Origin of the sequence: Empedobacter sp. R132-2 (assembly GCF_030324375.1) — a bacterium.
GTDB lineage: Bacteria > Bacteroidota > Bacteroidia > Flavobacteriales > Weeksellaceae > Empedobacter > Empedobacter falsenii_B.
The window spans coordinates 21,043-33,085 of sequence record NZ_JACAGG010000027.1 but is presented as its reverse complement, the minus strand read 5'-3'; the positions used below and the strand labels follow the sequence as shown (position 1 = coordinate 33,085).

The following is a 12,043-nucleotide window of genomic DNA, read 5'->3' as shown; positions in this document are numbered from 1 at the left end:
AGTTGTTTTACTTTACCTGAGTCCTCGGTTTATTATAAACATAGTTGTTTTACCTTACCTGAGTCCTCGGTTTATTATAAACATAGTTGTTTTACTTTACCTGAGTCCTCGGTTTATTATAAACATAGTTGTTTTACCTTACCTGAGTCCTCGGTTTATTACAAACAGGTCTGTTTATCCTTACCCGAGTCCTCGGTTTATTATAAACACAGTTGTTTTATCTTACCCGAGTCCTTGGTTTATTATAAACAAGTCTGTTTTTAATTGTTTGTACATTGATAATTATAAAATCAACCTTTACTTTTTACTTTGTGGATATCTTATGATAGATACGCTACTATTTATACAAAGCATATCTATATAGAAAAAGGAAAATAATAAAAAACCCGATTAACATTTTCTATTAATCGGGTAAAATTTAGTGTGAAATATAAGATTTGGTTAGATTCTTCTTAATTCAATTCAGCAACAATTTCGCGCCATTGCTCCAATTCAGGAATACCTGGTTTTCTTTTCCCAAAGAATTGAACAATAATTTCTCCTTTATCGTTAAATACCTCAATCGCTGTTACGATACCGTCTTCAGTAGGTTTTCTAACAATCCAAGTCGAGGCAATTTTTGACATATCCAAGTGCATATTAAAATCTGGATCCAAAATATTGAACCAGTTTTCGTGCCACATCGTACGTTTAATTTCACCTGTATGAATCTGAATATTTCCTTTGTTTCCTGTGAAAACCATGATTGGTGTTTGCAATTCGGCAGATTTTTCTAAGAATTGAACAATTGCTTCATTTGAAATTTGTTTTGCATGATAATCTGTCGGAGCCAAACGCAACGCTTGTGTACGTGTAACTCCGAATTTGCGTAACATTGTAAAGAAATTGTGCGTGTCTTTCAACTCAACCCAAGCTTGTTGAAAACCTTCAACATCAATCTCGTTATCAGATTTTTCTGTAACATTATTTTCGATGATTTCTGTTGCAGGAATTGCTTGTTGTTCTTCGTCTTTGTATTTCTCAACCAATGCATCAAATGCTTCTACATTGCTTTGCGGAACCAAATATATTTTGTGAATTGCTTCACCATCTTTTCCGAAAAATTGTAAACTTTTGCGTTCTCCATGTTCAGATTTTTCTACAACTGCAAAAGCGGTTTTCCAATGATTCAAGAAAATTCGCATATCAATATCTTCCCCAACAAAAAGTTGTGCGTGAGGTGAAGAAAAATCAGGATTTAGGTAAATACCTTTGCGTTCGTGTACACATTCGTTGTTGCGCGTCAAAGCCATCACTTTTCCAAGTGATTCTATTTCTTGTAAAATCGCAGCAAATTCAGGTTTTAATTTTGTAACATTATCGCCTAATTGTGTTGCTAAAAGTTCCATTTCGCTAACGCCAAGTTCTTTCGCTGCGTTACGTATTCTAATTTTAGGTTGATTTGCTTTCAAATCTTTCCATTGTTGTTTTAAATCTGTAAGTGTGTTCATTGTAATTGTTTTTTTACCGAATAAAATAAGTGGTTTTTGGTCGATTGGATTTTTACAAATGGTACAAGGAAATCTATAAATTTTGGAAATGATTTCTGGTCGGAAAACCTTTTCTGGACTATCTTGATAAACAATTTTTCCTTTGTTCATCAAGATCACTTCATCAGCAAACTGAGAAGCCAAATTAAGGTCGTGCATCACCAAAATTACTAAGTTTCCTTTTTGTTTAAAATCATTCAGAATTTCTAACAAATTAAATTGATGAGAAACGTCCAAATTATTCAAAGGTTCGTCTAATAATAGTAGTTTTTGATTGACTTCATTCTCCAATTGCACAAAAACGCGCGCCAAATGTACACGCTGTTTTTCGCCACCAGAAAGATGAATGTAATCCCTGTCTTTTAAATGATTGATATCGGTTTTGGTCATCCAATAATCAACAGCATCGATGTCTTGTTGTTGAGGTGAATTTTGGAAATATGGATAACGTCCCATCAGCGCAACTTCCTTCACTGTTAGTGGAATATCAGTTGGTTGATGTTGCGAAAATTTAGCTTTATGTTGCGGTAAATCTTCTTTTTTCCAATTTTTTAAGGCAATGTCTTTTAGTCGAATTAGGTTAGCATTTGGTTCAATTTCATTCGCGATATAGCTCAATAAAGACGATTTTCCAGCACCGTTTGGTCCAACGATTGCAATCATTTTTCCTACTTTTGCATCAAACGAAATCGTATCTAAGATCTTGAATGATTTGTGTTGATAATTAATATTTTCTACCGCTAACATTACAATGATTTTTTATAATTCATTAAAATTGAAATAAAAACTGGCGCTCCCATTAATGAAGTTAAAATTCCGATTGGAATTTCGGATGGAGCAACTAATGTTCGACTAATTGTATCTGCAACAATGACTAATATCGCGCCTAAGAATGCAGATAATGGAAGAATTATCACATAATTTGATTTGAAGACTAATCGTAAAATATAGGGAACGATTAACCCTACAAATCCGATTGTTCCTGTAAAAGAAACAATTGTACCAACCAATAAAGCTGAAAAAACGATGATTTGTTTTTTTGTTTTCTCGACATTAATTCCCAAATGTTCAGCATCTTTTTCGCCCAACATCATCGCGTTTAATATTTTTCCTTTTCCAATTAAAAAGTAAAAACTGATGCTAATAACAATTCCTAAAATTAAGATTTTGTCCCAGTTAGCACTTGCAATGCTACCTAATGTCCAAAATGTTAGATTGCGTAATTCTTCTTCTGTAGATAGATATGTTAAAAGTCCTGTTGCAGAACCGCAAAGCGCAGAAATTGCAACACCAGCCAATAACAAAATGGTGATATTTGTTTTTTGATGATGCGAAGAAATTTTATACACAAAAACTGTGGAACACATAGCGCCGACAAATGCCATCAAACTAAGCAATGAGTAATGGATAATTTCTGGAACAAAATCTTTGATATATCCTCCCAAAACAATCGTAATTGCAGCAAATAAAATACTTCCTGATGTAATCCCAATCAAGTCTGGAGATGCCAATGGATTTTTGAAAATACCTTGTAGACAAGTTCCTGCAACTGCCAAACCAGCACCTACCAAAATAGACATAATAATACGTGGTAATCGTAAATCGAAAAGCACATAATAATCGCTGTCGTTGATAGCAGTTCTATTGGTAATCGCTTTATTGATGATGGATAGGATGGATTCGTTAAATTGATAAACACCCAAGAATAATGCAAGAATTGCAAGACCAAAGATGCTTAAACTTAACAAAGAAAGATGTATTCTGATTTGCGGATACATATTGTTTTAGACTTTTTTATTTTTGAAGTAATTGATTTAATTGCGCTGCTGCTTGCCCGACACGTGGTCCAAATCCAGAAACCAATTGACCATCCATCGCGATGATTTTTTTGTTTTTTCCTGCATTTGTAGAAGCTACACCTTCTAATTTTAATACGCCGTCAACGCCACCAATACTTTCTAAGCCTTTGTCAAACATCAAAATATAATCAGGATTTGATTTTACAACTGCTTCTGGTGTTAATGGTTTGAAATCTTCAAATTCTGTAATGGCATTTTGTCCACCAGCAATTCCAATAATTTTTTCCATTGGTGTGTTTGTTCCAGCAACCATCAAATTTCCTGCTCCACGAGCGTAAATGAACAATACTTTTGGTTTTGTAGCCAAAGGTTTTACAGCTTTTAAATCTGTATCAATTTTAGTAGTAATAGCATCAAAATCTTGTTTATTTAGAGAAGTTGCAACCGTTTTTACTAACTCTTTCGTTCCTTCAACTGAATAATCTTGTTTTACAATTTCAGTCTGAATTCCAGCATTTTTTAGTTGTGCAATTTGTTCTGGATTCAAGTCTTTATCCGTTGCATATACTTTTGTTGGTTTCAAAGCCAATAAAGCCTCGATTGACAAAGAACGAGTATGTCCCAAATCTGTCGCTTTTTCCTTTACAGAAGTAGGGTAAGTACTTGTTACATCAACACCAACAAGGTTATTTTCTTCTCCTAAATCAGCTAAAATTTCAGTAATCGCTCCATTTAAAGAAACAATTTTTTCTTTCGAAATAGTATTCTCTGTTTTTACTTCTTCAGTCGATTCATTTTTTGCTTCTTTATTCGTGCAGCTTGCTAATAGCGCTAAGATTGCAGTAGAAATAAATAGTTTTTTCATTATTATTTGTATTAAGTCTAAATTAAAATACAAATATTAGGAAAAAGATTTAGTTAGGCAATATTTATTTAGAATAATTTAAAATAAATATTGTGATTATAGATAACTGATTAATTGATAATGATTTTATTTGAAGGTTTGTTGCTAACAAAAAAAAGAATGTGATGTTGAAACGAGTTCAACATGGCGATGATTTGTTTTAAATAAATGAATATTTCCTCTCTTGAAAGGTGATAAGTGGAGCGTAAACAATAATTATTAAAGTACCTAAACTTTTAAAATTCCTCTAAAACAACGAGCTGCATAATAAGATTGTGCGCCGTTGTGATAAATAAAAACAGTTCCGTAACGATAATCGCCAAATATAGCACCGCCTAATTCTCTAATTTTTTCAGGTGTTTTTAACCAACTTGAGGTTTTTTGATCGACAATTTCTACAGCTTGCAAGAAACGATATTCTTCTTCGGTCAATAATTCAATTTTCATGCTTTTTGCAACATCTATCGCATTATTTTTTGGTTGATGTTCTTTGCGAGACGTCTGTCCTTCGTAATCATACGCCAAACTTCTACGCTCTTTCGGACTTTCTGCCGAACAATCTACAATATAATACTCGTCTGTTTTATCCTCATAAAAAATAACATCAGGTTCACCACCAGTGATTTCCATTTGATGCAAAGACCAAATTTTTTCAGGTTGATTAATGATTTTCTCTTCAATTTTTAGCCAATCCAAATCTTGATGTCTGTGCATATTTTTCTCAAAACGCTCTTTCAAAATTTGAATGCAGTTATTTTGTTCTGACGGAGTTAGTTCTTTTTGAGGCATTTATTTATTTTTTGATTTTTCTTGTAATATTTGAATGGCACCACTAGCCGAATTAAGAGATAATTGAACGTAAATATTATCTCCTTTCGCACTTCTAATGGCATAAACTCTTACAGGTTCGTTCCAATAATCAATAGAACCTTCTTCGCCTAAAGTTTTATCATTATTGTTAAGATAGTCAGTTTGTTCATTTGTCAACTTTCCATTAAAAATTAAAACACCACCAAGTTTTTTTATATTATCATCAAAGTTTTGAGTAATTTCTTCAACAGACCAATCTTTTGTATCATTATCTTTTTTGCTTAAAAATGCTTTAAAAGTTTTACCAGTTAATTTGACAAAATCATTTTTCTTACCAATAGGGAAATAGATTTCACCAGTTTCATTTTCTAATGGAGAGTTAGTAAATTTCACATTTTCAGGAATTCCAATATGTGGAAATTCTCCAAATTCACTGAAGTTTACATTAGAAACTGGAATGTTTTCTATATTAAATGAATCAGAATTATGATCTGTTTCATTTTTGACTTGTTTATTCGTATTTGTAATTTCTTCTTTTTTTGAACATGAAAAAATAGAACATAAACTTATTGTAAGAATAAATGTTAGAGTTTTGGTAGCTTTCATTTTAAGTGATTTTATTATTATCAAATATATTCAAAAAACAGATGATTTTGGTAATTCATTTATCAAGAATAGGTTAATGAAAAATGATTAATCTGAAAATTATATATATCATCTTCCAAATTGTATAATCTTTTGAAATGAAGTTGTACGAAATTTGTAACATAAGATTTTGTAAATTTAAGTGGATTAAATCGCTCAATTTCGAAGAATATATTATGGAAAATACAAGTAAATTATTTATAAAAAATATGGTTTGTCATCGCTGTAAAGTAGTGGTTGGACGAATTTTGAAGATGAATAACATCGAAACAAATCATATCGAATTGGGAGAAGTTGAATTGAAAAATCCGATTGATGCTGATCAATTAGAATTGGTTCGAAATGAATTGGAAGAAGTTGGTTTTGAATTAATCGATGATAAACGCAGTAAGTTGATTGAACAAATCAAAACATTGATTATTCAATTGGTTCATCAAGAAAATAACGAACTGAAAGTCAATTTATCTGATTATTTGAGCGAACAAACGAAGTTAGATTATAAATATATTTCGAATCTTTTTTCGGAAATGGAAGGGCAAACAATTGAGAAATATTTTATTCAACAAAAGATAGAAAAAGTCAAAGAATTAATGATTTATGATGAATTATCGTTGAGTGAAATAGCATTTCAATTGAATTATTCGAGTGTAGCACATCTTAGTGCACAATTCAAAAAAGTAACTGGTTTAACGCCTTCTGTTTTTAAACAATTGAGCAAACATACGCGTCGACCAATTGATAAAATCTAAATTAAAAATCATGAAAAAGTATAGTTTTTTAATCATCGGAAGTTTTCTTGCTTTTGCTGCAAATGCACAATTTAAAAATCAAGAAACCAAACAATTTCAAGTGAAAGGAAGTTGTGCAAATGCAAAAGAATTAATTGAAAAAGCAGGAAATCAACCTCGAATTTCGAAAGTAGATTTTGACACAACGACTCAAACAGCTTCGATTTCATATAATAAAGCAAAAACAAATTCGAACGAAATCTTGAAAAATATTGCGCTAGCAGGTTTTGATAACTCAGAGTATATGGCGCCTGATGAAGCTTATGCAAAATTGGAAAAAGATTGTCAATATTCTCGGGATAAAAAAATGTTGATGAACCATCAAGAAATGGATCATTCTACTCATAATCAAACTGAAGCTTCTCAACAAAAAAATCAATTGTCACAAGTTTTTGATACTTACTTTTCGTTGAAAGATGCTTTTGTAAAAGCAAATGAAAGTGAAATTTCGAAACAAATTACAGCATTTACTAAATCAATTTCTACTGTAGAAATGGGTAAACTTTCGCATGAATTGCATATGGTTTGGATGGAAGTTTTGAATGATTTAGAAACAACTTCGAAGCAATTATCGCAAGAAAAAAATATTGAAAAACAACGTACAACTTTTGCAAAATTATCAGCGCGAATGTACAAATTAGCTCAAAAAACAAATCTTGGATATACAGTTTATTATCAAAATTGTCCAATGTTTAACGGCGGTTCGAATTGGTTGAGTAAAGAATCAGATATTAAAAATCCTTTCTACGGAAATATGATGTTGACATGCGGAAGCACAGTTGAAACATTGAAATAATAATTAAAAAATAGAATGAAAATGAAGAATTTAAAGATAGTTTTAGGTGTTTCAATATTAAGTGTTTTTGCATTAATATCTTGTCAAAATAAAACAGAAGAACCAACAGTTACTGTTCATGAAGAACAGATGTCAGATATGATGCAACCTTCGCAAACAACGGCTTACAATGTTGGAGATAAGGTTCCGAATAAGCAAGTTTGTATGGTGAACAATGCATATATGGGCAAAGATCAGTTCGAAGTTCCTTATGATGGAAAAACCTATTATGGATGTTGTAAGATGTGTGTAGAAAGAATTCCGAATGATGAAACTGCGCGTAAAGCAAAAGATCCTTTTACAGGAAAAGAGATTGATAAAGCAAATGCGTATATCGTTTTGAAAGATCAGCAAGGAAATGTTGATTATTTCGAAAACGAGGAGAATTATAAGAAGTTTAGTCAGTTATAATAAATCATTCACATGAGGAAATTACTTTTTTTACTTTTAGTTCCTTCGACGATTGCTTTACAGGCTCAAAAACGTGTAGAATATGATTTATATGTACGTGATACTATTGTTAATTTTTCTGGAAAAGAGAAAAGAGCAATCTCAGTAAATGGTCAAATTCCGATGCCTACTTTAGAGTTTACGGAAGGCGATACAGCGGTAATTCGAGTACATAATAAATTGAATGAAGATACTTCGTTGCATTGGCACGGCGTGTGGTTGCCGAATAAGGAAGATGGAGTTCCGATGTTGACGCAGATGGGAATCAAACCTGGTGAAACGTACACGTATTCATTTCCGATTATTCAGAACGGAACGCATTGGTACCACAGTCATTCGGGGTATCAAGAACAAATCGGGATGTACGGTTCGATGATTTTGAAGAAACGCGAAAACGATCCAACTTTCCGAAAAGGAATTGATGATTTACCTACAATTCCTGTGATGTTGAGCGAATGGACTGATTTGAAACCTGAAAATATTCAGCGAATGTTGCACAATGCAAACGATTGGGCGGGAATCAAAAAAGGTTCTACGCAAAGTTATGCTGAAGCAATTCGTGAAGGTCATTTCAAAACAAAAATTACCAGCGAATGGAAACGTATGCTGGCAATGGATGTAAGCGATGTTTATTACGAAAAATTCTTGATAAATGCGCAGAATGAAAGTCAACTGAAACAATTCAAAGCTGGTGATAAAGTACGTTTACGAATTTCGAACGGTGGTGCATCCACTTATTTTTGGTTGCGTTATGCAGGTGGCAAAATTACGGTTGTAGCAAATGATGGAAATGACGTAGAACCTTTAGAGGTTGATCGTTTGATTATTGGCGTTTCCGAAACCTATGATGTGGTGGTGACGGTTCCTGAAGGTGGTTTGTCGTATGAATTTCAGGCAACTTCTGAGGATAGAACGGGTTCGGCTTCGTTGTTCATTGGTGAAGGAAAGAAACAATTGATGGAACCACTTCAGAAATTGAAGTATTTTGAAGGAATGAAGATGATGAACGACATGATGAATATGAACGGAACAATGAACGATATGGGAATGAAAATGAGCTTACAGCAAATGGACATGAACACTGTGATGTATCCTGAAATTTCTGGCGAAGCGAAAAAGAAATCTAAAAAATCAAAGAAAGATTCTGTTGAAAATCATTCAGAAATGGTTGAAATGGATCATTCTTCGCATGGAAATACATCCTCAAACATTACCACTTTAAATTATGGAATGCTGAAAGCGCCTGAAAACACAACACTTCCGAAAGATGCTCCAATAAAAGAAATGCGTTTCGAATTAACAGGAAATATGAATCGTTATGTGTGGAGTATGGATAACAAAGTGTTTTCGGAATCGGATAAAATTCTAGTGAAAAAAGGTGAAATTCTGCGTATTACCTTGTACAACAACTCGATGATGCGTCACCCGATGCATTTACATGGTTTCGATTTTCGTGTCATTAATAAAAATGGTGAATATTCTCCGTTGAAAAACGTGTTGGATATTATGCCAATGGAAACAAATGTCATCGAATTTGAGGCAAATACAGAAGGTGATTGGTTTTTCCATTGTCATATTTTGTATCACATGATGGGCGGAATGAACCGTGTTTTTGAGGTTGGAGATTATCAAAATCCTAATTTACCAAATAAAAAACATGCCTATAAAATGTTGCAAATGGAAAGTAACATGAAGCATGTTATGGTAGAAAATGATTTCGCTACAAATGGTTTAGATGGTATGTTGATGGTGCAAGATGCACGTTGGGCTTTTACTTCGGAGTGGGGAATTGGTTACAAACCAGAACACGGTTATGAAGTAGAAACACATTTGGGACGTTTTATTGATCGAAATCAATGGTTTCAAGTTTTTGTAGGTTTTGATTGGAATCAACACAAAATGTTAACAGACCACGGAATTGTAGAAAAGAATATTTTTGGTCAAAAAACAGATAGAAACAAAGGATTATTCAGTGCTGGTTTTGTGTATAAATTACCAATGTTAATTGATTTTCAGACCGAAATTTATCATACAGGAAAAGTTCGTTTGCAACTGATGAGAGAGGATATTCCAATTTCAAAACGAGTTCGCGCTGGTTTTATGTGGAATACAGATAAAGAATATATGGGCGAGTTGAGCTATATCTTGAACAGAAATATGCACATCAGAACTCATTACGATAGCGATATGGGATTCGGTGTAGGATTGAGGTTAGTTTATTAGAAATATAAATAGTATAAAACATAAAAAGCTTCGAGAATTTTCTTGAAGCTTTTTTTATGTTTTTATAATTCTTAAAAGATTAGTTCATTGCTTTCAATTCATTCAAGAAATCAACAATATCTTGTCCAGAATAATCCGCCATTCCCATTGTTGTATGTGCAATATTTCCTTTCTTGTCTAAAATAACAGTTGTTGGTAAAGAACCGTTAAAAAATTCAGTAGGAATAGATGAATTTGGATAAACGGCAGGCAACGATAAATTTTTACGTTCCATAAATTTTGCTACTTTATCACGTTTTCCTTCTACTTCAACCGTCAAAATCACGATGTCTTTGTCATCTTTTACTTTATCATACAATTTTTGAATTGACGGCATTTCCGCAATACAAGGAGGACACCAAGTTGCCCAAAAATTCATGAAAACAACTTTACCTTTCAAGTCTTCCATGTTGATTGCTTTTCCGTCAGCATACATCATTTCGAACGTATAATTTGCTTCAGATTTTGGTTGAGTTGTTGGTTCAACTTTTTCTAATTTCGGTTCAAATAAGCCTAATTTCATTAAACCTTGTTGCATCATTGCTTTTGCTTCTGGCACAAAAAGTAAGACCAAAGCCAGCGCTCCTATGATAATTGTTGAATAATTTCTTTTTAACATTGCTATAAATTTGTTATTGTTTGTTCCCATTGTAATCCGCTTATATCGGTTAAAACTACTTTGTGAATTTTGTCTGAAATATCAAAATTCAGATTTGCTTTCGCACCCAAAGGTAACACCAAACTGTGTTTGTGCGGTGTAACTTTTGCTACATAATAATTCGAAATTTGTTGTTTGTCCAAATTTGATAACTCTTTCATATCCAAACTTTCAATTATTTCATTTTGATGATTATGAAAATCAATTTGGATTAAAAAAGAGCCATAAACATCAGCGCCTTCTATTCGCATTACATCAAATGAAACCTTGTTTTGATATTGTTTCAAATTAGATATTTCCACTTTTGGTTTGACAGATTTATTGTGTAAAGTCCCGTAAACTCCACCATGAAAAACCTGATTTGTAAACAAAGTAACGAATAAAATAAAAAAACTAAAACCTACAAAATAAGGTCTATACTTTTTGATTGAAATTGAATTCCAATTATTTTCTTGTTGAATAAATTGATTTTTATTGAAAAAATAATCCAACGAAATTTTTCCTGAACCAGCCTGAAATAGCGTAAAACCTCCAGCTAATCCTAAAACACCAATTTGCCATTCATCCAGACAAGTTGTACCAATCCAGCCGGAACCAAGTAAAATTCCTATTGCCAAAAAGAAAACGGCTATACTCATGATTCGTGTTTTGTAACCAAGCATTAAGAGTAAGCCTACAACGCCTTCTACAATGGTGAAAATCCACATGTTCCAAAGTAAGGCTTCAGGATTTTCGACTAAATATTGAATAAGTGGTTTGATGAAAAGGGCATTTGGTAAAAAATGATTGAATTTTTCGCCAATATAACCTGTAGCTTCTGGATCGAGTTTATTTTCTAAAATTAAACGCCTCCAAAAGGCAGAAAAGTACGTCCAACCAATGACTAAACGTAATGCCAATACAGCATTACCCATTGATAAAACAGATTTATTTTGCATGAAATTTTATATAAGTGATTGAATATTGTTGTCTAAATTAATTGTGAAAAATTAAGACATCAACGAATACTTCAATTGCTTATACAACAGATAAAAAGGTATTTTTGGTGATTGAATTTCATTCGAATCAATATCTTCTTCGATTAATGAAGAACGTGCTAACCCAATGAAATGAATAGATGAATCTGGTAAATCAAAATTCGGAACATCAAGATTTTTTGTCGATTTTTTAATCGTTTCAAACTTGACAACCGAACATGAATTCGAATGATTTTGATTAATTTTGACTTGAGAAGTTTTCGTTTGATGAACATTTTCTACGTCCAAAATCGTATGAATAGAAGCTTTAATGCTACATGGTGTAAGTAGCACAAAAATTGAAGAGATGATTAAAACGAAACTTCTAAAATTCATGGAACGAAACT

The 12,043-nt window shown here is 32.5% G+C and carries 12 protein-coding genes and 1 pseudogene; 4 read left to right on the top strand and 9 right to left on the bottom strand.

Annotation, left to right across the window (positions count from 1 at the left end; translation table 11 throughout):
• Window positions 1-452: 452 nt before the first annotated feature.
• From HXZ69_RS11705 to HXZ69_RS11680, 6 genes and pseudogenes are all read right to left on the bottom strand, one after another.
• Complete coding sequence (locus HXZ69_RS11705) at window positions 453-1,490, bottom strand: hemin-degrading factor (protein ID WP_286496085.1); 1,038 nt, start codon at window positions 1,488-1,490, stop codon at window positions 453-455.
• Window positions 1,491-1,571: 81 nt separating this feature from the next.
• Window positions 1,572-2,276 (bottom strand): annotated as a pseudogene (locus tag HXZ69_RS11700) (ATP-binding cassette domain-containing protein); the annotation flags it as partial.
• Window positions 2,276-3,307, bottom strand: coding sequence for a FecCD family ABC transporter permease (locus HXZ69_RS11695; RefSeq protein ID WP_286496080.1), 1,032 nt, complete (start codon window positions 3,305-3,307; stop codon window positions 2,276-2,278). The gene HXZ69_RS11695 and the pseudogene HXZ69_RS11700, both read right to left, overlap by 1 nt.
• A gap of 16 nt (window positions 3,308-3,323) precedes the next feature.
• Complete coding sequence (locus HXZ69_RS11690) at window positions 3,324-4,193, bottom strand: heme/hemin ABC transporter substrate-binding protein (protein ID WP_219034429.1); 870 nt, start codon at window positions 4,191-4,193, stop codon at window positions 3,324-3,326.
• 267 nt (window positions 4,194-4,460) lie between these two features.
• Window positions 4,461-5,021: a DUF4256 domain-containing protein gene (locus HXZ69_RS11685; RefSeq protein WP_219034430.1), complete on the bottom strand. Its 561-nt coding sequence runs from the start codon at window positions 5,019-5,021 to the stop codon at window positions 4,461-4,463.
• The gene (locus HXZ69_RS11680) at window positions 5,022-5,648 is read right to left on the bottom strand and encodes a hypothetical protein (protein WP_219034431.1); all 627 of its coding nucleotides are present in this window, start codon (window positions 5,646-5,648) and stop codon (window positions 5,022-5,024) included.
• Window positions 5,649-5,863: 215 nt separating this feature from the next.
• Here HXZ69_RS11680 and HXZ69_RS11675 point away from each other — a divergent pair, with 215 nt between their 5' ends.
• From HXZ69_RS11675 to HXZ69_RS11660, 4 genes are read left to right on the top strand one after another with little or no spacing between them, the layout of a single operon-like run.
• A complete protein-coding gene (locus HXZ69_RS11675; protein WP_180906139.1) occupies window positions 5,864-6,436 on the top strand; it encodes a helix-turn-helix domain-containing protein in 573 nt (190 codons plus the stop codon).
• A gap of 10 nt (window positions 6,437-6,446) precedes the next feature.
• Window positions 6,447-7,271: a DUF3347 domain-containing protein gene (locus HXZ69_RS11670; protein WP_286496079.1), complete on the top strand. Its 825-nt coding sequence runs from the start codon at window positions 6,447-6,449 to the stop codon at window positions 7,269-7,271.
• Between the two features lie 21 nt (window positions 7,272-7,292).
• Window positions 7,293-7,721: a hypothetical protein gene (locus tag HXZ69_RS11665; protein ID WP_371875732.1), complete on the top strand. Its 429-nt coding sequence runs from the start codon at window positions 7,293-7,295 to the stop codon at window positions 7,719-7,721.
• A gap of 12 nt (window positions 7,722-7,733) precedes the next feature.
• Complete coding sequence (locus HXZ69_RS11660; protein ID WP_286496078.1) at window positions 7,734-9,983, top strand: multicopper oxidase domain-containing protein; 2,250 nt, start codon at window positions 7,734-7,736, stop codon at window positions 9,981-9,983.
• 79 nt (window positions 9,984-10,062) lie between these two features.
• Here HXZ69_RS11660 and HXZ69_RS11655 read toward each other — a convergent pair whose 3' ends face one another.
• From HXZ69_RS11655 to HXZ69_RS11645, 3 genes are read right to left on the bottom strand one after another with little or no spacing between them, the layout of a single operon-like run.
• Window positions 10,063-10,641 (bottom strand): TlpA family protein disulfide reductase, encoded by a 579-nt coding sequence (locus HXZ69_RS11655; protein WP_286496077.1) that lies wholly within the window; start codon window positions 10,639-10,641, stop codon window positions 10,063-10,065.
• Window positions 10,642-10,643: 2 nt separating this feature from the next.
• Window positions 10,644-11,618 (bottom strand): TQO small subunit DoxD, encoded by a 975-nt coding sequence (locus HXZ69_RS11650; RefSeq protein ID WP_286496076.1) that lies wholly within the window; start codon window positions 11,616-11,618, stop codon window positions 10,644-10,646.
• A gap of 51 nt (window positions 11,619-11,669) precedes the next feature.
• Window positions 11,670-12,032, bottom strand: coding sequence for a hypothetical protein (locus HXZ69_RS11645; RefSeq protein ID WP_180906144.1), 363 nt, complete (start codon window positions 12,030-12,032; stop codon window positions 11,670-11,672).
• Between the last annotated feature and the right edge of the window lie 11 nt (window positions 12,033-12,043).